Source organism: Methylobacterium sp. J-078 (genome assembly GCF_022829285.1).
In the GTDB taxonomy this organism is placed as follows: domain Bacteria; phylum Pseudomonadota; class Alphaproteobacteria; order Rhizobiales; family Beijerinckiaceae; genus Methylobacterium.
In genome coordinates this window covers 25,503-46,799 of sequence record NZ_JAKSYI010000069.1, presented here as the reverse complement: position 1 = coordinate 46,799, position 21,297 = coordinate 25,503, and the positions used below count along the sequence as shown (strand labels likewise).

Genomic DNA, 21,297 nt, shown 5'->3' with positions numbered 1-21,297 from the left:
CCGGTACCCTTCGAACATCATCGGGTCGGGATTCGTTGAACGGGCGGCACACCCGTTCCGGAGCGACACGACATGCACGACGTCATCATCGTCGGCGGCGGCCCGGCTGGCCTCAACGCGGCCCTCATCCTGGGCCGATGCCGACGCGACGTGCTCCTCTGCGACGCCGGTACGCCGCGCAACGCCGTCACCGCGCGCACCTGGGGCGTCTTCACCCGTGATGGGACGCCGCCCCTCGTCCTGCGGGCCAAAGCCGAGGCGGACCTCGCGCGCTACGACACCGTCGTGCGCCGCGAGGTCGAAGTGGTGGCGGCCCAGCGCCGGGACGACGGGTTCGCCGTGACCCTGGCGGATGGGACGAAGGCGCAAGCGCGCAAGCTCATCCTCGCCACGGGCCTGCATCAGGCTCTCCCGGACGTACACGGCTTCGAGGCCTACTGGGGCCACGGAGTCCATTCCTGCCCCTATTGCGACGGCTACGAGAACCGGGACCGGCCCCTCGTCGTCTATGCCCACGGCGCGGCGGCCAAGGGCATGGCCCTCGAACTCACGGTCTGGAGCCGCGACGTCACCCTCTGCACCGATGCGAAGACCACCGCGTTCTCGTCGCGCGACCGCGACCAGCTGGAGCGCAAGAACGTCACCATCGTGGAAACGGCGATTCGGCGTCTGGAAGGCGACGGACAGCAGCCGCATCGCATCGTCTTCGTGGATGGCGCCACCCGCCCCTGCCACGCGGTCTTCCTGATGCCGATGTCGTGCGACCCGTCCCGCCTCATCACCCAGCTCGGCTGCGACCTGACCCAAAAAGGAATCGTGCCGACCGGCGAGTACGAAACGACCAACGTGCCGGGACTGTTCGTGGCAGGCGATGCGTCCCGGCGGGTCCAGTTCGCCGTCGTGGCGGCGGCGGAGGGGGCCATGGCGGCCTTCGCGGCCAACACCGAACTTCTGCGCGCAGATGTTGCCTGAACGCATTGGATTCGTTCGTCTTCTCGGCGAGGGGGGGTGTTTGGATGCGACCGGGAACGATAGCGCGGCATCGTCGGAGTGCGACGGCTACGACTGGCGCGAAGACTGTAATCGCGTGCGCTGCCGCACCGCATTAATCTTCAGCGCAGTGCAGAAGTGAATTAACGGTAAATATTCGAGGGACCTCGGAACTTATTGCCGTTATCCCCGTTTTCTGCCAATGACAGGGTCTGGGCTCCCACCGGGAGACCGACGGGACCCTGGGTCCGGTGGCTGCCATGCCTGTCTTCGAAGCAAAGAATCTCGACACCGAGTTCGAGGGCGCGGCCTTCCTCGCAGCCCTCCTGCATCCGTCCGCGGAAGCCCGGACGCGCGCTCTCACGCATGGGCGTGCTCGGGCCGCACGGGGCGCCCTGATCGCGGACCCGGCAACGATCGAGCCGCGTTTTCCCTTGCGGAACGCCGAGCATCAGGTCGAATCACAGTCCCTCTGAGGGCAGCGCTCCGCGCAGTCTCACCACGCCTGCGGCGTAATGAGACCCTGCTTGGTGACGACGACCCAAGCTTTGCCGCGACGCTCGATCGCCTCCACCCGGCCCAGGCCCGGAACGGTGTCGCCGTGCCCGACCTCGACGAGGCGGCGCTTGCGATCCTCCAAGACCGCGACGCCGTCGTAGACTTCCCGCACGGCCCAGTTCTCGGTCGGGGCGGCCTTCGGCTTGTCCGCCAGGCTGCCGGTTTCGGTCGGCTCGGGCGGCGTGGACTTCGCGGCCTGGGGGGCCGCCACCGGCTGCGTCGGCGCGGCAGCGCGCTTCTCGATCTGCGTGGTGAGAGCGGCCAGGCGCGCGGTCTGGTCCTTCTCCGCCTGTTCCAGGCGATCGCCCGTGGCGGTGATCTTGGCGGAAAGCGATTGTTCGGCGCGGCCGAGGCGCTCGCTCAGCGTCGCGCTGCGGGTCTTGGCCTCGGAGCGGGCCGCGTCCGTAATTTCTTGAAGCTGCGTGAGACTCTTTGCCAGGCGCTCGGCCTGACGCTCGGACTCCGTCCGCATCGCGTCCACCTGAAGGCGAAGCTGACCGACGGTCTCGGATTGCCCGGACGTGCCCGAAGCGGCCAACCCCATCGCACCAGCGCCCAGCATCGCGCCGAACGCGATGGCGACAGCGAACACCACAGCCAGATGGGCATCGAAGCGAACCGCCCGGCGAACCGGCGCGGACGGCTTGTCGACCTTCTCGGCCGAGGCGCGCGCGCCGAGAATCGCCTGCTTCAGCAATGCCTCGGGCGAGGTTTCCGCCGACGACGCGAGGACCTTATCCGTCATGACCGGTGCTTCCTGTATCCGCAGAAAGCATTGGTTAAGCGTGCTTCTTTACGAAATCGTTACCATACCGGTGGTTTCGACGGTCAGGCGGCGAGACCGCGCTGGCGCAGGAGCGGGTCGATGCTCGGCAACCGGCCCCGGAAGGCGGTGTAGGCCTCGCTAGGATCGCGCAGGTTGCCGGCCCCGTAGACGTACTTGCGCAGGCGTGCCGCCGTTTCCGGGTGGAAGATGTCCCCGGCCTCCCGGAAGGCGTCAAAGGCATCGGCGTCGAGCACTTCGGACCAGAGGTAGCTGTAATAGCCCGCCGCGTAGCCGTCGCCGGAGAAGATGTGCGCGAAATGCGGCGTGCGGTGGCGCATCGCGATCTCGGCCGGCATGGCGATGCGCTTGAGGGCGTCCGCCTCGAAAGCGGTGACGTCGAGGCCCTCCTCGCCGGCGCTCGACAGGTGGAGGGTCATGTCGACGATGGCCGAGGACGTGTACTCGATCGTCGCGAAGCCCTGGTTGAAGGTACGGGCGGCGAGCAGCCGGGCGAGTAGATCCTCCGGCATGGGCTCGCCCGTGCGGTGATGCCTGGCATGGGCGCGCAGGACCTCCGGCTGTTCCAGCCAATGCTCGTAGAGCTGCGAGGGCAGTTCAACGAAGTCGCCCGCCACGGCGGTGCCCGCCAGCAACGGGTAGGTCACGTCGGAGAGGAGGCCGTGCAGGGCGTGTCCGAACTCGTGGAACAGCGTACGGGCATCGTCGAAGGACAGGAGCGTCGCCTCACCGTCCGGGGCCTTGGCGAAGTTCATCACGTTGACGATGATGGGCTTGATGTCCCCCGCCAGACGTTCCTGCGAGCGGAACGCACTCATCCAGGCACCGCTTCGCTTCGAGGCACGGGCGAAGTAGTCCCCGAGGAACAGGCCGATCTCCGAGCCGTCCGCGTCGTGCACCGCCCAGGCGCGCACGTCCGGATGGTAACGCGGAACGTCGCTGAGTTCCGCGAAGCGCAGGCCGAAGAGTCGAGTCGCCGTATCGAACGCGGCGGCGATGACGCCATCGAGGGGCAGGTACGCCTTGATCTCGCTGGCATCGAGGTCGTGTTCGGCCCGCCGCAGCTTTTCCGCGTAGTGGCGCCAGTCGTGCCGCGCGAGGGCGAAGTTGTGCCCCTCCGCCTGAATCAGGGCCTGGAGCCGGTCGCGCTCGGCGGCAGCACGGTGATGGGCTGGGGTCCAGACGTTGCGCAGGAGGTCCATCGCCCGGTCGGGCGAGCCCGCCATCGTGTCCGAAAGCTTGAAATGGGCGAAGCTCTCGTGGCCGAGCAGGCGCGCGCGCTCGGCCCGCAGGGAGACGATCTCGGCGATCAGGCCGCGATTGTCCGTCTCGCCGCCGTTCTCGCCGCGCCGGATCCAGGCCTCGTAGGCCTTCTCGCGCAGGTCGCGCCGGGTCGAGAACACCAGGAAGGGCTCGATCAGCGAGCGCGAGAGGGTGATGACGTGGCCGTGGCCGCCGCCACGCTCTTCCGCCGCCGCGGCGGCGGCCGAACGCAGGAAGGACGGAAGCCCGGCCAGATCGTCCTCGCCCTCGAGGGGAAGCGCGAAGGCGCCCTCGTCGGCGAGCAGGTTCTGGCTGAAGCTGGTGCCGAGTTCGGCCATGCGGGCGGCGATCTCGGCCATGCGGGCCTTGGCCTCCGGCGCGAGGTCGGCGCCGGAGCGCCGGAAGCGGGTCCGGTAGCGGTCGAGCACGCGGGCCTGCTCCGGACCGAGCCCCTCGGCCTCGGCATCCACGGCCGAGATGCGCGCCCAGAGATCGGCATTGAGGTAGATCGCGCTGCCGTGGCGGGCGAGCCGCGGGGTGATGGTGCGCTCCACCGCCTGAAGTTCCGCGTTGGTGTGGCTGCCGCTGAGGTTGAAGAACACCGAGGCCACCCGGTCGAGGGCTTGCCCGGCGCGTTCCAGCGCCTCGACGGTGTTGGCGAAGGTGGCCGGTGCGCTCTCGCCCGCAATGGCGGCGATCTCCGCGCTGTGGCTGGCCAGGGCCGCCTCGAAGGCCGGCAGGTAATGGGCGGGGGTGATCCGCTCGAAGGGTGGCAGGCCGTGCGGCGTCGCCCACGCGGTTTCGGCGAAAGGCCCCAGCGCCGCCGTCGAGGCTTCGGTGTCGTGCATGTCGGCGGGCGTACCAGAGGTCATCCGGAATCCTTCGTTCAGTTCGTCCAAGGGTCGTTGCAACGTAAGCATGTGCGGCCGAAGCGCAAAGGCGGCCCGCCTCACCGATTGCTGCTTGGCGTGGTCCGCGTGCCCTTGCGGAGCGTCGCGAACCCGCTGATCGTCCGGCCCGAACACGCCGTCCCGCAAAAACGCGTGGCCGCACCAGGATCGAGACGCGATGCGCCCGCCCCGCCTGCACGGATTGTTTCTGGTGGCCCTGACAGCGCCGGTCCTGCTCGCCTGTCCGGTCATCGTGGCGCGTGCGCAGGAGAAAGTGGTCCCCTCCGACGCCACCGCGATCCCGATGCCGCCGCCCGTGCCGCCGGCGCGCCCAGCCAAACTCGGGGCGCCGGCCGCGCCCGATCTGGTCGCGACGCCGCTTCCGCCCGAACGGCCCACGGATCTCGCCAGGCCCGTCGACGCGGCCAAGCCTTCCGAGGCGGCGAAGCCTTCCGAAGCAACGAAGCCCGCCGAAGCGACGGGGCCCGGCGCGTCCGGGAAGCCCACGGAGACCGGTGAGACGCCCGTGCCGCCGCCGCGCCCGCCGGAACTCGCCGGCACAGCCCTCGCCATCACCGTGACGCCGGTGGACGACAGCGCCTGCCGGCGCCGCCTGGAACGCCTCGGTGCCCGGTTCGAGCCGCTGCCGCCGATCTCCAACGGCCAGTGCGGAGCCGCCAAGCCCCTGAAGGTCACCGCGCTCGCCGACGACCTCGCCCTCGCCCCGCCCGTCACCCTGGTCTGCGAGGCAGCCGAGGCCCTGGCCCGCTGGGCGACGGAGGCACAGGTCACCGCCCAGCGCGACCTCGGCCAGCCGTTGAAGGGACTTTCGATCGGAACGTCCTACGAGTGCCGGGGCCAGAATCACGATCCCGATGCCAAGCTGAGCGAGCATAGCTTCGCCAACGGGGTCGACGTGATGGGCTTCGACTTCGCGGGGCGCCCGGGGATCAGCGTCGCGCCGGCCCCCGAGGGCTCGCCGGAAGCGGCGTTCCTGGCGGCGGTTCGCACCCGGGCCTGCGACTTCTTTCGCACGGTGCTCGGCCCCGGCACGGACCCGGCCCATGCCAACCACCTCCACCTCGACGAGCGCGCGCGCAACGCCGGTCATCGCCTCTGCCAATAGGTGACGGAACGCCGGAGGGACGATCCGCCTTACCCTCGTGGTTGCAATGCGATGGTGCGGGAGTTTCCGGTGCGGATGGGTGGACGGACGATCGGCGGCGGCTTGGCCGCGCTGACCTTGGCCTGGATCGCGGTCCCGGCGGTCGCGAAGGATGCCGAGGAGGCGCCGGCCCTGACCCGAGAGGCGGTCGAGGGGGCGTCCCTGGCGCAGGCGGGCGACACGGGTGAGGCGCCCAAGACGGAGACGTCCAAGGGCGGCGGCGCGAAGCGTCCGGTTCCAGCGCTCATCAAGGCGCAGGTCCTGCTGGATCGCGCCCACTTCTCACCCGGTGCCATCGACGGGCGCGACGGCGACAACCTGCGCGGGGCGCTCGCGGCCTTCGCGGCGGCCAACGGCCTGAAGTCCGGGGGAGCGCTCGAACCCGACCTCGCCGGCAAGCTTCAGGCGACCAGCACCGATCCGGTGCTGGTTGATTACACCCTGAGCGAGGCGGACGTGGCCGGGCCGTTCGTCGACCGGATTCCCCCTAAGATGGAGGATCAGGCCGACCTCGACGCGCTCGGCTACACCAGCGCCCGCGAGATGCTGGCCGAGCGCTTCCACATGTCGCCGGACCTGCTCTCTGCCCTGAACCCCGGAGCGGATTTCGCCAAGGCCGGTACCGTCCTCCAGGTGGCCGCCGTACCGCCGCTGGACACGAGCAAGCCGAAAACCGACGTGGCAGCCAAGGAAAAATTGGCCGAGGCGAAGGACGTGACCCGAATCGAGGTGGACAAGGCGAGCCGCAACGTCCGGTCCTTCGACAAGGCGGGCCGGCTGGTGGCGTTCTATCCCGCCTCCATCGGCAGCGAGGAGAAGCCGGCCCCCTCCGGCAAGGCAAAGGTCGAGGGGGTCGCATTCGTGCCGACCTACACCTACAACCCGAAATACGAGTTCGCGGGCGTAAAGGCGAAGACCAAGTTCACGATTCCGCCGGGGCCGAACAATCCCGTCGGGATCGTCTGGATCGACCTGTCGATTCCCTCCTACGGCATCCACGGGACGCCCGAACCCGAGAAGGTCGGCAAGACCGAATCCCACGGCTGCATCCGGCTCACCAACTGGGATGCGCGCGACCTCGCAACCCACGTCGCCCGCGGCGCCGAAGTGGTCTTCAAGGACGAATAGCGCGCCAGGCCGACACCAGGGCGAGGAGTGCGGCCTCGCCGAGGAACGCCAGGGCGGCGGTGGCCGCCGCGCCCTGGAGCATGGGCACCGTGTTCTGGTTCTGCAGGCCGGCGACGATCGGCGTGCCGAGGGTGGTGGCCCCGGCGAGTGCCCCCACCGCGACCGTGGCGACGGCGAGCACGAGGGCCGTACGCAGGGTCTCGACGATGGCCGGCCCCGCCAGGGGCAGTTCGATCCGCATCAGGATCTGAAAGTTGGTCAGGCCGACCGCCCGGCCGGCCTCGCGGATGTCGGACGCGACGCCCTCGATCCCGCCGACCGTGCCGCGCAGGACCGGCATGATCCCGTAGGCGACGAGGGCCAGCAGGGTCGGCGGACCGCCGAACCCGAGCACCGGCAGGGCCAGCGCCACCACCACCACCGGCGGCACGGCCTGCGCGCCCGCCGCGACCGCGTCGACCAGGGGCCGCCAGGGGCTCGCGACCCGGCGGGTCACCAAGATGCCGAGCCCGACGCCTAGGACCGCGACGAGGCCGAGCCCCGCGCCGGCCAGGATGACGTGCTGCAGGCTCAGGGCGAGGAGGCGCGCCACGTCGAGGGGCCGCCGGGCGGGTTCCCCGAGAGCGGCGGCGATCCAGGTCGCGGCGGCCGGATGGCTGATGCCCGCGAGGATCAGTCCGGTGACGGCGAGACCCAAGGCCGGGTGACGAGTGGTCGACTGCGCAGCGCGGTGCATCAGGCGTGCCAGCGTCGGCGCGCCGCCGCCTCGATCCGGCTCAAGCCGGTCTCGGCCCCCAGCGACAGAGCGATTACGGGAATCGCCCCGAGCAGGATCAGATCCGGGGCGAACTGCGCCATGCCGTCGAAGACGATCCGGCCGAGGCCGCCGGCCCCCACCAGGGCGCCGAGGGTCGCGAGGCCGACGGCCTGCACGGCGGCCACCCGCAGGGCGGCCACGAGGATCGGCGCCCCCAGCGGCAGGCGAACGCCGAACAGGGCCTGCGCGGGGGTGAGCCCGAGGGCTCCGGCGGCCTCCAGGGTTGCGGCGTCGGGGGAACGCAGGGCGAGGGCCAGCCCCCGCCAGAGCGGCAGCAGCAGGTAGGCCGCGATGGCGACGATGGCCGGGACCGCGCCGAGGGCCGACAGGCCGAGGTCGCGCAGGGCCGGGGCGGCGCGCAGGAGGCCGCCGGTCAGGGCGACGAGGCCGCCGAGGAGGGCCACCGCCGGCACCACCTGGATCCCGCTGAGCAGGATCGCCACGACGCCCTGCCCCCGGCGCCACAGCGACAGGAGCACGGCTCCGGCGAGCGCCAGGGCCAGGGCGGCGCCCGAGAGGGCGAGGTGCTCGCCGATGGCGGCGTTCACCGTTTCCCGGCGCGCCGCGTACTCGACGGCCAGCGAAAGCGCATCGAAGGCGCCGGAGCGCGCCATCAGACCGACGCCGAGGAGGAGCGCCACCACCGTCGCGGGCCCGAGCCAGGGCGCGTGGGCACGGCGCACCGCAAGGCCGAGCCCGCCCGCGAGGAGCGCCAGGGCGAGCCAGGCGCCGCTCCCCAGACTCGCCCGCGCGGCCGGGGGGAGACCAGCAAGGGCCTGCATCGCACCTCGGCCGAGGCCGGCGGCGAGGACGAGGATCGCGAACGCGAGGGCCGCGACGGCGAGCCCGGCTCGCAGCCCTGCCGCCTGACGGCTCGGGACGACGAGGCCGGCGACGCCCAGAGCCAGGATCGGTCCGACAGACCAGCCGAGCGCCTGGGCGCCGAGGACGGGCCGCCCGAGCGCCAGGCGGTTCTCGGCGATGCTGAGCACCGGCAGGGCGAACAGGGCCAGGGCGAGCGCGCAGGTCCAGGCGATCCCAGCGAGGAGGGGTAGCCTCCGCGACGGACCGACGCCGAGCGGACCGGCGAGAGGCGCATCATGCATCGTCACGGCAGCAGCCCGTTCTCCGAGAGGTATCGCCCGGCCACGGACTCGGCTACCTCGCCCTCCACGGTGATGCGGGCGTTGAGGCGGCGCAGGGTCGGAGCATCGAGGGTGGTGAAGACCCGCGCCAGGGCTGGCGCGATACCGGGGTGCCTCGCCAGGACGTCGGCCCGGATGACCGGTGCGACCTCGTAGACGATCTGCGCGGCCAGGGGATCGCTCATCACGGTGAGATCGAGGGCCGAGAGCGCACCGTCCGTTCCGTAGACCATGCCGGCGTTCACGCCACTGATGCCCTGCGCCGCCGCGCGTGCCGTCACGGCGGTGTCGCCGCCCGGTAGGCTGATGATGCGGTCGAGGGGCAGCGTGAAGCCGTAGGCGGCTTCGAAGGATGGCAGGGCTGCCGGGCTCTCGACGAATTCGGTGGATGCGGCGAGGCGGATCAGGCCGCGCTTCACGGCACCGGCGAAATCGGCCATCGTCGCCAAAGCCTCGCGCCGGGCGAGATCGCCGTTCACCGCGATGAGCCAGGTGTTGTTGGCCGGGGCGGGCTGGAGCCAGACGAGGCCGTGCTCCGCATCGCGACGGCGGATCGTCTCGTAGGCCCCCTGCGGCGACTTCCAGACGGGATCGGTCTCCGTGCCGGTGAAGAAGGCGCCGTTGCCCGTATACTCGGGATAGATCGTCACCTCCCCGGACAGGAGACTCGTGCGCACGATCAGGGTCGGCCCCAGGCCGAGCTTGCGTGCCACCGGGAGGCCGAGTTTGCCGAGCACCTGCGCGATCATCGCTCCGGTGAGCGCCCCCTCCGTGTCGCTCTTCGAGGCCACGACGAGGGGAGCTTCGGCAAAAGCGGGGGCGCCGGCGTGCCAAGTCAGAAGACCGAGGCCGCCGAGGACGGACCGCCGCGACGCAGACCGCGCCGCAAACTGCTCATTTAACATAGGTTGTTGGCGCCTTGCTGCCCGCACCCTACCCGGAAGCCCGGATCCGCGAGAAATGTATCAGCGCGTAACATTGCGGCCTCCGAGACAGTGTTTGCCAGGGTCCCGGTGCTTGACACGCCTGCCGGAACGGGCGACGGCTCGCTCTGTGCCGAGGTGGTTGATCCGCCGTCCGGTGCCGCGCGAAGACCGTATCGTCCGCGACGCGCGGCGCTGATCGGACACGGTGGGAGCGAACCCGCGAATGGCCTTCCTGCAAGGTCTTCCGGAATTCCGAACGAATCGAAGGGAAGAAGCCCCGGCGTGAGTGCTCAAGTGGACGACGACCTTCTCAATGGGGCTCGCGTGCTTGTCGTCGAGGACGAAGCCGCAATCTCGATGCTGCTCGAAGACATGCTGCTCGATTTCGGCTGCACCGTTGTGGGCCCAGCCGCGCGCCTGTCGACGGCCCTGGAAATGGCCGAGGCCGAGAGTTTCGAGGTGGCCATCCTCGACGTCAACGTCGCGGGCGAGCCGATCTACCCGGTGGCCGAGGCGATCGTGAAGCGCAACCTCCCCATCGTGTTCTCGACGGGCTATGGCGGTGCCGGCATCCGTGAACCCTTCCGTGACCGTCCGGTGGTGCAGAAGCCGTTCAGCCAGGCCGATCTGAAGCGCACGCTCATCGCCGCCGTCGCAGCCGCGAAGGCCTGAGACCACCGGCCTGACCTCACCCGATCGGAAAGGCGTCGACCACGTGCCTGGGCCAGGCGCGGGGTGAGACGAACACCGCATCGGCCCGGAACGTCGTGGCATCGCAGGCCGCGTGGCGGCCGATCCAGGCCCGCGCCGCCCGCGAGAACCGCGCCACCTTGTGCGCATCGATGGCACCCTGGGCCGCCAGCAGGGTGTCGCGCGCCTTGACCTCCACGAAGGCGACCGTGTCGCCCCGCCGGACGATGAGGTCGATCTCCCCGCCCGCCGCGCGGAAGCGCGTGCCGAGGGGGCGGTACCCCTTCAGCATCAGGGCCACCAGGGCGAGCGTCTCGGCCGAACGCCCGCGTCGGTCCGTGACGCGCCGGTGCTCGCTCGCCTCACGCATCGTCGCGGCGCGCCAGGGCGAGGGCGCGCGCATAGACGGCGCGGCGAGGCTGGCCGGTCTCCTCCGCCACCAGGGTCGCCGCATCCTTGATCGAGTGCCGGGCGAGGGCCGCCGCGAGGGCCGCGTCGATCCCCGCATCGGTCGCGGCCGCGTCGGGGGCCACGTCATGGGTGCCGATGATCACGACGACTTCGCCCTTCGGCGGGCCTTCTTCGGCAAAGGTCGCGGCAAGCTCCGCCAAGCTGCCGCGCCGGATCGTTTCGTAGAGCTTGGTCAGTTCCCGGGCCACGGCGGCCGGCCGGGCGCCCCCGAGGGTTTCCGCGGCGTCGACCAGCATCTCGGGGAGGCGATGGGGGGATTCGAACAGCACCAGCGTGCAGGGGATCTGGCCGAGGGTCTCCAGCCGGTTGCGGCGCGCACCGGATTTCGCCGGTAGGAAGCCCTCGAAGAAGAAGCGGTCCGTCGGCAGGCCAGCCGCCACGATGGCGGTCATCACCGCCGAGGGTCCGGGAATCGGGGTGATCAGCACCCCGGCCTCGATAGCGGCCTGAACCAGCTTGAAGCCTGGATCCGAGACCAGCGGCGTGCCGGCGTCCGAGACCAGCGCCAGGGCCTCCCCGGCCAGCATGCGGGCGACCATCCGTTCGCGTACCGCCGCGTTCGAATGCTCGTGGTAGGCCACCAGCGGCGTCGTGATCCCGTAATGCATCAGCAGCGTGCGGGTGACGCGGGTGTCCTCGGCCAGGACGGCGTCGGCGGCGGCGAGGGTGGCGAGCGCGCGGAACGAAACGTCCTTGAGGTTGCCGATCGGGGTCGCCACCACGTGCAGCCCGGGTTCGATGGCCTCCGCCTCGGCCGCAAGCCCGAAGGCGGTGAAGGTCGCGGGCGGCTTCGTGCCCGCATCCGCCGGGTCGCGGCGGCGCCGGGGCCGAGTGTCGGTCTTCTGCGTCATGGCGGGACCTTGCCACGTTCCACCCCTCCGGCGGAATGCACCGGACGGGGTGTGCTCACATTTACTTTTGGGCTCTAAACTTTATGCGTGGGTCGTCTGCCGGCGACAGAGGGGCCTTCGATGGCGTGCACGAAGAGGCTGCGATCCGGGGCCGCGCGACGGGTCGCGCCGGCCGCTGCAGGCGCGTTCCTGGCCGTCGCGCTGGCCGCCTGCGTCGGTGGTCCGGATGGCGGAACCCGGGTCGCGCGCGAGCCGGTTCCGGCCACCGCGCCCGCGGACACGCCCTCCCCGGACGCACCGGCCGTCGTGGCGGGGAGCCGGATCGGGACCGGGTCGGTCAAGGTCGCGCTCATCGTGCCGCTCTCGGGGCCAGGCTCGGCCGTGGGCACGGCGATGCGCAACGCCGCCGAACTCGCGATCGAGGATTTTCAAAAGCCCGACCTGCAGATCCTGGTGAAGGACGATCGCGGGTCGCCGGAGGGCGCCCGCGAAGCGGCGCAGTCTGCCGTCGCGGACGGGGTCGAACTCGTGCTCGGGCCGCTCTTCGCCACCAACGTTCAGGCGGCCGCGACCGTGATCCGGTCCGCCGGCAAGCCGCTCATCGCCTTCTCCACCGACGCGGGGGTCGCCGCGCGCGGGACCTATCTGCTCAGCTTCCTGCCGCAGGCGGAGGTCGACCGGATCGTGGACGAGTCCGTTGCATCCGGCCGCAAGTCCTTCGCGGCGATGATCCCCGAGACCGCCTACGGCAACGCCGTGGAGGCGCAGTTCCGCGAAGCGGTGGCGCGCAAGGGCGCCCGCCTCGTGGCCATCGAGCGCTACCCGGCCGGCAATCCCGGAGCGGCCGTCGCGCGGCTCGCCAGCCTGATCACCGGGCCCGGCGCCCAGGCCGATGCCCTGTTCCTGCCCGATACCCCGGATGGCCTCGGCGCGGCAGCGGCAGCGCTGGCCAAAGCGGGCTTCTCGCCATCGCGCGTCCGGCCGATCGGGACGGCGGTGTGGAGCGATCCGCGGGTCTACGCCCTGCCGGCCCTCCAGGGCGGATGGTACGCCGCACCCGATGCCGCGGGCTTCAACGGTTTCGCGCAGCGCTACCAGGCCCGCTTCGGCAGCGCACCGCCCCGCGTGGCGACGCTTGCCTACGACGCCGTCTCGCTCATGTCGGCCCTGTCACGGCAATACGGCTCGCAGCGCTTCGCCGACACCACCCTCACCAACCCGTCCGGCTTCTCGGGCATCGACGGCACCTTCCGGTTCCGGCCGGACGGCCCGAGCGACCGCGCGCTCGCGATCTACGAGATCCGCAGCGGCGCTCCCGCCGTTGTCAGTCCGGCGCCGCGTACCCTCGGCCCTTCGGGCACCTGATCAGGCGGCGAGATCAGGCGGCAAGAGCCGCCACCACGGCGTTGAGCACCGGCGCCCCGGCGGGCGTCGCGGCGATGCGGCCCTCGGGGCTGGCGGCGATCAGGCCGTCGCCGACGAGGTCGGCGATGCGCGCAGGATCGAGGGCACGGCCCTTCAGGGCCGCGTAGCGGTCAGGGTCGATGCCCTCGCGCAGGCGCAAGCCCATCATGAGGAACTCGTCGCCCTGGTCGGATGGCGCCAGCGTCTCGGTCTCGACGATGCCGTGGCCGTCCCGCTCGACGCGGGCGAGCCAAGCTTCCGGCGCCCGCTCGGTGACCGTACCCAGACGACCGTCTCCGGTCACGAGGCGACCGTGCGCGCCGGGGCCGATGCCCGCATACTCGCCATACCGCCAATACAGGAGGTTATGCCGCGATTCCGCGCCGGCCCGGGCGTGGTTCGAGATCTCGTAGGCCCGGAGGCCGGCCCGGTCGCAAATCTCCTGCGTCAGGTCGTAGAGCGCGCGCGCGGAATCGTCGTCGGGCGGTACCAGCTTGCCGGCGGCGGCGAGGCCGTAGAACGGCGTGCCGGGCTCGATGGTGAGCTGGTAGAGCGACAGGTGCTCGGCGGCGCGGGCGATGGCGCCCTCGAGTTCGGCCCGCCATGCGGCCGGGCTCTGGTCCGGGCGCGCGTAGATGAGGTCGAAGGAGTAGCGCTCGAAATGCGCCGCCGCGACCGCCACGGCCGCCATCGCCTCGGCCGCGCTGTGGAGGCGCCCGAGCTGCCTCAGGGAGGCGTCGTCCATGGCCTGGACGCCGAGGGAGACGCGATTGACCCCAGCGGAGCGGTAGCCGCGGAAGCGCGTCGCCTCGACGCTGGTCGGGTTCGCCTCCAGGGTGACCTCGACGCCGGGCGCCACGCTCCAGCCTTGCCCGATGGCGTCGAGAAGTCCTGCCACCGTGGCGGGCTGCATTAGGGAGGGCGTGCCGCCGCCGAGGAAGATGCTCGACACGGTGCGGCCCGGCGTGCGTGCGGCCACGTGGGCGATCTCGGTCCGGAACGCCTTCAGGAAACGAACCTCGTCCACGGGCGCGTGGCGCACGTGGCTGTTGAAGTCGCAATACGGGCACTTCGAGGCGCAGAAGGGCCAGTGGACATAGACCCCGAAGCCCGCGTCGCGGGTCGGGTGGTCCGGGCCTGTCGGTTCGGTCATGGGGCGCACGTCATGGGGCGGATGTGCGCGCCGGGGGGGCGCTTGGCAACCCCGGCGCCCGTCTCACGGACGCCGCAGGCAGGTCTGTGCCAGGAGCACGAAGGCGCGGGCGCGGTGCGAGAGCGCGTCGCCGGTCTGCCAGTCGACCCCGTGCTTCTCCTCCGAGGAGATCTCGCCGAAGGTGCGGTCGTAGCCGTCGGGGAGGAACATCGGGTCGTAGCCGAACCCGCTCGCGCCGCGCGGTTCCACGAGCTCGCCGAAGACCCGGCCCTCGAAGGTCTCGGTGTGGCCGTCCGGCCAGGCGATCACCAGGGCGGAGACGAAGTGCGCCCGCCGGGTGGTGGCCCCGCGCTTGTCGAGTTCGGAGGCGATGCGCGCCATGGCGCCTGAAAAGTCCTTGGACGGACCGGCCCAGCGCGCCGAGAAAAGTCCCGGCGCCCCGTCGAGCGCATTGACGCAGAGCCCGGAATCGTCGGCGAAGGCCGGCAGGCCCGAGGCCGCTGCGGCGGCGAGCGCCTTGATGGCGGCGTTCTCGGCGAACATCGTTCCGGTCTCGTCGGGCTCGGCCAGCCCGAGTTCACCGGCCGAGACGGCATCGACGCCGAAGGGCGCCAGCAATTCGCGCATCTCCACGAGCTTGCCGGCATTGTGGGTCGCGATGACGACGCGGCCGCTGAGGATGCGATGTCCGCTCATTGGCCGACGGCCTGCTTTTGAAGCGCGACGAGGGCGTGGATGCCGCCCTTGGCCAGACGCAGCAACTCGAGGAGTTCGTCCTCCGAGAACGGCTTGCCCTCGGCGGTGCCCTGAACTTCGACCAGACCGCCGGAGCCGGTGATGACGAAATTGGCGTCGGTCTCGGCACCGGAATCCTCGGCGTAGTCGAGGTCGAGGACGGGCTTGCCCTTGTAGATGCCGCAGGACACCGCCGCCACGTGGTCGCGCAGGGGATCGACCGAGATGATCGAGCGGCCGCGCATCCAGGTGAAGCAGTCGTGCAGGGCGACCCAGGCGCCGGTGATCGCGGCGGTGCGGGTGCCGCCATCGGCCTGGATCACGTCGCAATCGACGGTGATCTGACGCTCGCCGATGGCCGGCAGGTTGGTGACGGCACGCAGCGAGCGGCCGATGAGGCGCTGGATCTCCTGGGTCCGGCCGGAGGGCTTGCCGGACGTCACCTCGCGGCGGGTGCGCTCGTGCGTGGCGCGGGGCAACATGGAATATTCGGCGGTGACCCAGCCCTTGCCGGAGCCCCGCAGCCAACCGGGGCCGCGCTCCTCCAGGGAGGCCGTGCAGAGAACCTTGGTGTCGCCGAAGCTGACGAGGCAGGAACCCTCGGCGTGGCGGGAGACGGCGCGCTCCAGGGTGACGGTGCGCAACTCGTCGGGTCCGCGCTTCGAGGGCCGCATGCCGCTCTCCTTCTCGATCATGGTCGGGAGCGGGCTTTACGGGCCTGAGCCCAGCGCGGCAAGCGAGGCTGCGGATGGTCCGGGCCGCCCGTGAGCGGCCCGGACCTCCGAAGGGCTCAGTAGCGGTAGCGGCGATGGCCGAAATGGTGGCCGTGGCGGTGACCGAAATGATGCCCGAAATGACGGCGGTGATGATGGCCGAAGTGCCGGCCGCGATGGTGATGGTGGTGGCGGAAGCCGCGCCCCCCGCGGTGGTGCCAGTGGCGGCCGTACTGAACCTCGGTGAGGCCGGCAGCCGGCCCGGCGACCTCGGCGGACACGATGGCCGGGGCGGCCTGCGCACCCTGGGGAGCGCCGAACAGGGTCGCGCCAATGAGCGCGAGGGCGACGGCGAGGGATCGGATCAGACCGGATCGGGCTGATTTTCTCATGGGGCAACCACTCCTGGTGACGCGTTTCGACGATCGTCGTCAGCGCCCGTGACCGGACGATGAGGAAGGCCAACGAACCCAACCGCCAAACGGTCTCACACCGGGGCGCAATTTCTTCGCGGGACGCGCGGCCGGATGAGGATGGTGGCCGTGGACGTGCTACCGCCTTCGTCGGTGCGCAGCGACCGTCAGCGGCATTGTGTTCGCGACGCCGGGCGGTCACAATCAGGCTTCAGGAATGGACCGTGACAGAGCCCGCCCGCCCCTTCTCGTCATCGCAGCAGATGCAGGTTCTCAGCGCGCTGAACGAGCGCTCGCGTGAGATCTTCCGGCAGATCGTCGAAAGCTATCTCTCGACCGGTGAGCCGGTCGGCTCGCGCAACCTTGCCCGCATCCTGCCGATGACGCTGTCGCCGGCCTCGATCCGCAACGTGATGGCGGATCTGGAGCATTCCGGCCTCATCTTCGCGCCGCACGCCTCCGCGGGTCGGCTGCCCACCGAGCAGGGCCTACGCTTCTTCGTCGATGCCATGCTGGAACTCGGGGATGTCGGCCGCGAGGAGCAGGACCGGATCGAGGCGCAGATGCGGGCGGCCGCCTCGGGCCACACCTTCGATTCCGCCCTGGCCGAAGCATCGATGCTGCTGTCGGGCATCTCGCGCGGCGCCGGCGTGGTGCTCACCACCAAGACCAACGTCCATCTCAAGCACATCGAGTTCGTGCGCCTCGACCCGACCCGGGCCCTGGTCGTCCTCGTCTCCGACGATGGGTCAGTGGAGAACCGCCTCCTCGATCTGCCGCCGGGCCTGCCGGCGAGCGCCCTGCAGGAGGCCTCGAACTACCTCAACGCCCGACTCCAGGGCCGCACTCTCGGCACCCTGCGGGCCGAGATCGAATCCGGTCGGCAAGCGATGAAGCGCGAGCTCGACGTCATCACCGAGCGCCTCGTCGATGCGGGGCTGGCGGTCAGCGTCGGCCCGTCCGACGCGCGCCAGCTCATCGTGCGCGGCCAGGCCAATCTCCTCGACGACCTGCGCGCGGCCGAGGACCTCGACCGCATCCGCCTGCTGTTCAACGACCTCGAGACCCAGAAGGACGTGATCGAGCTTCTATCCCGGGCCGAGGGCGGCGAGGGCGTGCGGATCTTCATCGGCTCGGAGAACAAGCTGTTCTCGCTGTCGGGCTCGTCGATGATCGCCGCCCCTTTTCGCGATGGGTCCCAGAAGATCGTGGGTGTCGTCGGCGTCATCGGCCCGACGCGGCTGAACTATGCCCGCATCGTGCCGATGGTCGACTACACCGCCCGGGTCGTCTCAGGCCTCCTCGACCGCAAACGCTGAGACGAACGCGAAGGGGCGGAGCCGAAGCACCGCCCCCTGAACGTCCTGATCGACGGGATCAGCCGCGGATCACGTCCACGATCTCGTAGGTGTCGGGATCGACGATGACGATGTCGTCGTCCACGAGCACGTAGCGGTAATCCTCGTATTCCGGCGCGATCCGGACGATGTCCGGCGGCAGGTCGTAGAGGGTGTAGCTGCGGGCGATGGCCGTGCCGACGGTCAGCGCGAAGGCGCCGGCGGCGAGGCGCGGAATCCCGCGGCGGAACACGCTCTGGCGGAACTCCGTCCGCTGCGGCGCGCCGAGGCGCCCGTAGGCACCCCGGACCGCACCGCGATCGCCGCGATCGCCGCGTCCGCCCCGACCGTCGCGGTCGGCTCGGCCACCGCGCTCGTCCCGGTCCATCCGGCCGCCGCGATCCGCCTTGCCGTCACGGTCCATCTTGCCGTCACGATCAGCCTTGCCGTCGCGATCCATCTTGCCGTCACGATCCCCCTTGCCATCGCGATCCGCCTTGCCGTCGCGGTCGCCCCGGCCGTCGCGCGTCGCCGCGCCACCATCCTCGCGGCCACCGCGCTCCCCGGCGGCCGAACCGGGACGGCCGTCCTGGCGGCCTGCTCCGCCCTCGGCGCCACGGACGCCGGGTCCTTCGGCCCCGCCGCGCTGAGCGCCGCCAGCCGGACCGGCCCCGGACTCCGGACCACCGGCCCCGCCGCGCATTCCGCCACCACCGGCACCTCCGCCCGCGCCGCCTCCGCCGCCCGCACCCATGCCGGCACCGCCCCCGGCGCCGCCGCCCGCAGCCCCTCCGGCGCCACCACCGGCACCGCCGGGGCCACCCTGCGCGAACGCGCTCGCCGCACCAATCACCAGCGCCGCCGCCGTCACCGTGCTCCGCAAGAGCTTGTTCATGGGATCGATTCCAATCTCGTTGTGCCAGACGCCGCTCGACGCCGATGCCACCCGCAACGAGGATCTTCGAGAAACCGTTCCCGGCTTTCTTGCGCTGATCTTTCCACGCGGCGTACGGAACCTATTCGCGAGCCACGGCCAAGCTTTAAGCGAGCTCTTCAACAGGCTGATTTCATCGTTATCTTGGCTTTCGCGAGCAACCCGCTGGCAGCCCTTGTGAAATCCGCCTCACGCAGTAACGTCCGGCGCAAAGCGGGCCATGGAACGGTTTCGCCGAGCACACAGGGGTGAAACGCATGACAGGTGCGGCCGAAAGCATGGCACTCAGGGCGGACGAAGCCGCCGACAATCGACGCCGCATCAAGGCGATCGTCGCCTCCTCGTCGGGCAACCTCGTCGAGTGGTTCGACTTCTACTGCTACGCGTTCTTCGCGCTCTACTTCGCGCCGGTGTTCTTCCCCGCCGGCGACAGCACCAGTCAGCTCCTGCAATCGGCCGCGGTGTTCGCGGTGGGCTTCTTCATGCGCCCGATCGGCGGCTGGCTCTTCGGCCGCATCGCCGATCGCCTTGGCCGCAAGACATCGATGCTGATCTCGGTGCTGATGATGTGCGCCGGGTCGCTGATGATCGCGGTGCTGCCGACCTACGCCACGGTCGGGCAGCTCGCGCCGGCCCTGCTGCTGCTCGCCCGGATGATCCAGGGCCTGTCGGTGGGCGGCGAGTACGGCACCAGCGCCACCTACATGAGCGAGATCGCCGTGAAGGGCCGCCGCGGCTTCTTCGCCTCGTTCCAGTACGTCACGCTGATCGGCGGCCAGCTCCTCGCCTCGCTGGTGCTGATCATCCTGCAGAGCTTCCTCACCGCTCAGGAACTCACCGCCTGGGGCTGGCGCATCCCGTTCGTGATCGGCGCCATCGCGGCGGTGGTCGCCCTCTACCTGCGCTCGTCCCTCGACGAGACCGCCACCAAGGAGGACATGGCCAAGAAGGATTCTGGCACCTTCTCGGCCCTGTTCAAGCACTGGCGCGCGTTCTGCGTGGTGCTGGCCTACACCGCCGGCGGCTCGCTGAGCTTCTACACCTTCACGACGTACATGCCGAAGTACCTCTTCAACACGGCGCATATCGACAAGGTGACGGCCTCGCAGATCTCCACGGCCGCGCTGTTCGTCTACATGATCATCCAGCCGTTCTTCGGCTGGCTCTCGGACCGGATCGGCCGCAAGGCCAACATGCTGCTCTACAGCGGCCTCGGCACCCTGATGGTGGTGCCGCTGATGACGGCCATCGGATCGACGCAGAACGCGGTTCTGTCGTTCGCCCTCATCATGGTCGGGCTGATCGTGATCAGCTTCTACACCGGCATCAGCGGCATCGTGAAAGCCGAGCTGTTCCCGACCCAGGTGCGGGCGCTCGGCGTCGGCCTCTCCTACGCCATCGCCAACTCGCTGTTCGGCGGCACCGCCGAGATGGTCGCGCTCTACCTGAAGCAGGTCGGCTCCGAGAGCACGTTCTTCTGGTACGTGACGGTGATGCTCGGCATCGCCTTCATCGGCTCGCTGATCATGCCGAACCCGAAGCGGCACGGGTACCTCGACGGCGACGGCACGGTCGAGGAGGCTCTGATGCGCAAGACCCGGCTCTCGGCCGCCTGAGACGACGATTTTTCCGAAACCTTAAGAGCACGCGATGCCGTCGCATCGCGTGCTTTTTTCATGGCCGGCTTCCGGGCGCCGACGACCGCCCGTTGGCGCGATGACGCCCCCCGATCTCGACATCTGTCAAGCCGGATCGCATGAACCAAACCTGACAATTCTTTAAGGTGACTTCGAAAACAGGTGGGACCACAGTCGAAATCAGGAGAGAGCTTCGGCGCGGACAGGTCAAGGTGGCGTGAGATGCTTGGCGCCGCTCATCTTCGGAGGTATTGCCATGACCAAGACCAGAAAAGTCGCCGCTTTCCTCGCCGCCACCTCGCTCCTCGGCGGAGTCGCCTTCGCGAACGACGCCGTGAAGACCCCGGCTGCCCCGCCGGTCAGCGCCGCGCAGCAGGCTGCCGACACGGACGTGGGCAAGCTTTCGAAGGACGGCGCCCAGGCCTTCCGCGACCTGCATCTCGCCCGCATCGCGATCTTCGACGCCGATCCGACCCTCGCCAAGGACCTGATCGGAAAGGCACAGGCCTCGCTGACCAAGGCCAAGACCGACGAGGCGGTCTACACCAAAGCCGAAGCGGACCTGCGCGGCCCGGCCAAGCCGGCCGGCACGACCAGGGGTGGCGACACGGCCAAGGCGAACGATCCGGCCATGGCGTCCACCCAGCCCACCGCCTGGCTCCCGGTCGACGGGCAGCTGACCCTCGGTGAGGACTTCGTGGCGACGCCGACCAAGGCCGCCGCGGTCGCCACCGCCAATAAGAGCCTGGAGAAGGGTGACCGGAAGGCAGCCGTGGATGGGCTGAAGCTCGCCGGCGTCGACGTGAACTTCGTCCTCGCCGTCGTGCCCCTGAATCAGACCACGACCGAGGTCGATCAAGCCGCGAAGCTGATCGGCCAGGGCCAGTACTACGAGGGCAACGCCCTCCTGAAGAAGGTGGAGGACGGCGTACGCTTCGACGTGGTCGACGTGCTCGGCGCCCCGCAGAAGCCCGCGACCCCGGCCGCCGCGACGGCCTCGACCGCGCCGCAGAAGTGACGCTCCGACCCGCCGGCCACCCCGCGAGGGCGGCCGGCCCGTTTCCATCGGAAAGGCAGCCTCGCCATGGGCATCGGGATCCGTTTCGGGCTTCTGGTCTCCGCCATCGTCACCGGCTTCGGACTCGTGCTGGCCTCGGGGCTCGCCCTGCATCCGATGGACGGGCAATTGCCGAGCGACTGGGGCTGGAGCCTAGTCATGATGGGCGGGGCGAGCCTGCTCGCCTTCAGCTATGTCGGCTGGCGCCGCGTCACCGGCCGGACGAACTGACAGCC

At 70.3% G+C, this 21,297-nt stretch carries 21 protein-coding genes; 10 read left to right on the top strand and 11 right to left on the bottom strand.

All coding sequences use genetic code 11. The features are described from left to right. Positions 1-72 precede the first annotated feature (72 nt). Positions 73-972, top strand: a complete 900-nt coding sequence (locus MKK58_RS11005; protein ID WP_243912113.1) for an NAD(P)/FAD-dependent oxidoreductase — start codon at positions 73-75, stop codon at positions 970-972. 514 nt (positions 973-1,486) lie between these two features. Here the strand turns inward: MKK58_RS11005 and MKK58_RS11000 are convergent. Beyond that, a complete protein-coding gene (locus MKK58_RS11000; RefSeq protein ID WP_243912112.1) occupies positions 1,487-2,293 on the bottom strand; it encodes a hypothetical protein in 807 nt (268 codons plus the stop codon). An 83-nt stretch (positions 2,294-2,376) separates the two neighbouring features. After that, positions 2,377-4,467, bottom strand: coding sequence for a M3 family metallopeptidase (locus MKK58_RS10995; protein WP_243912111.1), 2,091 nt, complete (start codon positions 4,465-4,467; stop codon positions 2,377-2,379). A gap of 196 nt (positions 4,468-4,663) precedes the next feature. Here MKK58_RS10995 and MKK58_RS10990 point away from each other — a divergent pair, with 196 nt between their 5' ends. Together MKK58_RS10990 and MKK58_RS10985 are read left to right on the top strand one after the other, a co-directional pair. Further along, complete coding sequence (locus MKK58_RS10990) at positions 4,664-5,611, top strand: extensin family protein (protein ID WP_409565230.1); 948 nt, start codon at positions 4,664-4,666, stop codon at positions 5,609-5,611. A gap of 75 nt (positions 5,612-5,686) precedes the next feature. Continuing rightward, positions 5,687-6,778, top strand: coding sequence for a L,D-transpeptidase (locus tag MKK58_RS10985; RefSeq protein WP_243912110.1), 1,092 nt, complete (start codon positions 5,687-5,689; stop codon positions 6,776-6,778). On the opposite strand, the gene MKK58_RS10980 is transcribed toward MKK58_RS10985, so the two are convergent. Genes MKK58_RS10980 through MKK58_RS10970 form a run of 3 tightly spaced genes read right to left on the bottom strand, consistent with a single transcriptional unit; the run spans position 6,765 to position 9,645 of the window. Then, positions 6,765-7,514 carry an ABC transporter permease gene (locus MKK58_RS10980; protein ID WP_243912109.1) on the bottom strand — a complete coding sequence of 250 codons (750 nt, stop codon included), beginning with the start codon at positions 7,512-7,514 and terminating at the stop codon, positions 6,765-6,767. The two genes, MKK58_RS10985 and MKK58_RS10980, sit on opposite strands and share 14 nt — an antisense overlap. Beyond that, on the bottom strand, positions 7,514-8,701 hold the full coding sequence (locus tag MKK58_RS10975; RefSeq protein WP_243912297.1) for an ABC transporter permease subunit: 1,188 nt from the start codon (positions 8,699-8,701) through the stop codon (positions 7,514-7,516). Before MKK58_RS10975 ends, MKK58_RS10980 begins: the two co-directional genes overlap by 1 nt. A gap of 2 nt (positions 8,702-8,703) precedes the next feature. Continuing rightward, positions 8,704-9,645 (bottom strand): glycine betaine ABC transporter substrate-binding protein, encoded by a 942-nt coding sequence (locus MKK58_RS10970; protein WP_409565229.1) that lies wholly within the window; start codon positions 9,643-9,645, stop codon positions 8,704-8,706. A gap of 303 nt (positions 9,646-9,948) precedes the next feature. On the opposite strand from MKK58_RS10970, the gene MKK58_RS10965 reads away from it, so the two are divergent. After that, on the top strand, positions 9,949-10,338 hold the full coding sequence (locus MKK58_RS10965; protein ID WP_243912295.1) for a response regulator: 390 nt from the start codon (positions 9,949-9,951) through the stop codon (positions 10,336-10,338). Between the two features lie 16 nt (positions 10,339-10,354). On the opposite strand, the gene MKK58_RS10960 is transcribed toward MKK58_RS10965, so the two are convergent. After that, a complete protein-coding gene (locus MKK58_RS10960; RefSeq protein WP_243912108.1) occupies positions 10,355-10,726 on the bottom strand; it encodes a YraN family protein in 372 nt (123 codons plus the stop codon). After that, the gene (gene rsmI, locus MKK58_RS10955) at positions 10,719-11,678 is read right to left on the bottom strand and encodes a 16S rRNA (cytidine(1402)-2'-O)-methyltransferase (RefSeq protein WP_243912107.1); all 960 of its coding nucleotides are present in this window, start codon (positions 11,676-11,678) and stop codon (positions 10,719-10,721) included. Before rsmI ends, MKK58_RS10960 begins: the two co-directional genes overlap by 8 nt. A gap of 120 nt (positions 11,679-11,798) precedes the next feature. Here rsmI and MKK58_RS10950 point away from each other — a divergent pair, with 120 nt between their 5' ends. Then, the gene (locus tag MKK58_RS10950; protein WP_243912106.1) at positions 11,799-13,043 is read left to right on the top strand and encodes a penicillin-binding protein activator; all 1,245 of its coding nucleotides are present in this window, start codon (positions 11,799-11,801) and stop codon (positions 13,041-13,043) included. 13 nt (positions 13,044-13,056) lie between these two features. Here the strand turns inward: MKK58_RS10950 and hemW are convergent, their stop codons facing one another. The 3 genes from hemW to rph form a co-directional block, all read right to left on the bottom strand. Continuing rightward, complete coding sequence (gene hemW, locus MKK58_RS10945; RefSeq protein ID WP_243912105.1) at positions 13,057-14,235, bottom strand: radical SAM family heme chaperone HemW; 1,179 nt, start codon at positions 14,233-14,235, stop codon at positions 13,057-13,059. Between the two features lie 63 nt (positions 14,236-14,298). Continuing rightward, entirely contained in the window at positions 14,299-14,931 is a 633-nt protein-coding gene (rdgB, locus tag MKK58_RS10940; protein WP_243912104.1) for an RdgB/HAM1 family non-canonical purine NTP pyrophosphatase, read from the bottom strand. Beyond that, positions 14,928-15,644, bottom strand: coding sequence for a ribonuclease PH (gene rph, locus MKK58_RS10935; RefSeq protein WP_243912103.1), 717 nt, complete (start codon positions 15,642-15,644; stop codon positions 14,928-14,930). The genes rdgB and rph overlap by 4 nt, the downstream gene beginning before the upstream one ends. A gap of 134 nt (positions 15,645-15,778) precedes the next feature. On the opposite strand from rph, the gene MKK58_RS10930 reads away from it, so the two are divergent. Then, positions 15,779-16,066 carry a hypothetical protein gene (locus tag MKK58_RS10930; RefSeq protein WP_243912102.1) on the top strand — a complete coding sequence of 96 codons (288 nt, stop codon included), beginning with the start codon at positions 15,779-15,781 and terminating at the stop codon, positions 16,064-16,066. A gap of 293 nt (positions 16,067-16,359) precedes the next feature. Continuing rightward, the gene (gene hrcA, locus MKK58_RS10925) at positions 16,360-17,415 is read left to right on the top strand and encodes a heat-inducible transcriptional repressor HrcA (protein WP_243912294.1); all 1,056 of its coding nucleotides are present in this window, start codon (positions 16,360-16,362) and stop codon (positions 17,413-17,415) included. A gap of 58 nt (positions 17,416-17,473) precedes the next feature. Here the strand turns inward: hrcA and MKK58_RS10920 are convergent, their stop codons facing one another. Further along, positions 17,474-18,328 carry a DUF1236 domain-containing protein gene (locus MKK58_RS10920; protein WP_243912101.1) on the bottom strand — a complete coding sequence of 285 codons (855 nt, stop codon included), beginning with the start codon at positions 18,326-18,328 and terminating at the stop codon, positions 17,474-17,476. A 317-nt stretch (positions 18,329-18,645) separates the two neighbouring features. Between MKK58_RS10920 and MKK58_RS10915 the strand changes: the two genes are divergently transcribed. From MKK58_RS10915 to MKK58_RS10905, 3 genes are all read left to right on the top strand, one after another. Then, a complete protein-coding gene (locus MKK58_RS10915) occupies positions 18,646-19,983 on the top strand; it encodes an MFS family transporter (RefSeq protein WP_243912100.1) in 1,338 nt (445 codons plus the stop codon). A 277-nt stretch (positions 19,984-20,260) separates the two neighbouring features. Further along, positions 20,261-21,022 carry a YfdX family protein gene (locus tag MKK58_RS10910; RefSeq protein ID WP_243912099.1) on the top strand — a complete coding sequence of 254 codons (762 nt, stop codon included), beginning with the start codon at positions 20,261-20,263 and terminating at the stop codon, positions 21,020-21,022. 66 nt (positions 21,023-21,088) lie between these two features. Then, positions 21,089-21,292 carry a sporulation protein YpjB gene (locus MKK58_RS10905; protein WP_243912098.1) on the top strand — a complete coding sequence of 68 codons (204 nt, stop codon included), beginning with the start codon at positions 21,089-21,091 and terminating at the stop codon, positions 21,290-21,292. Positions 21,293-21,297 lie beyond the last annotated feature (5 nt).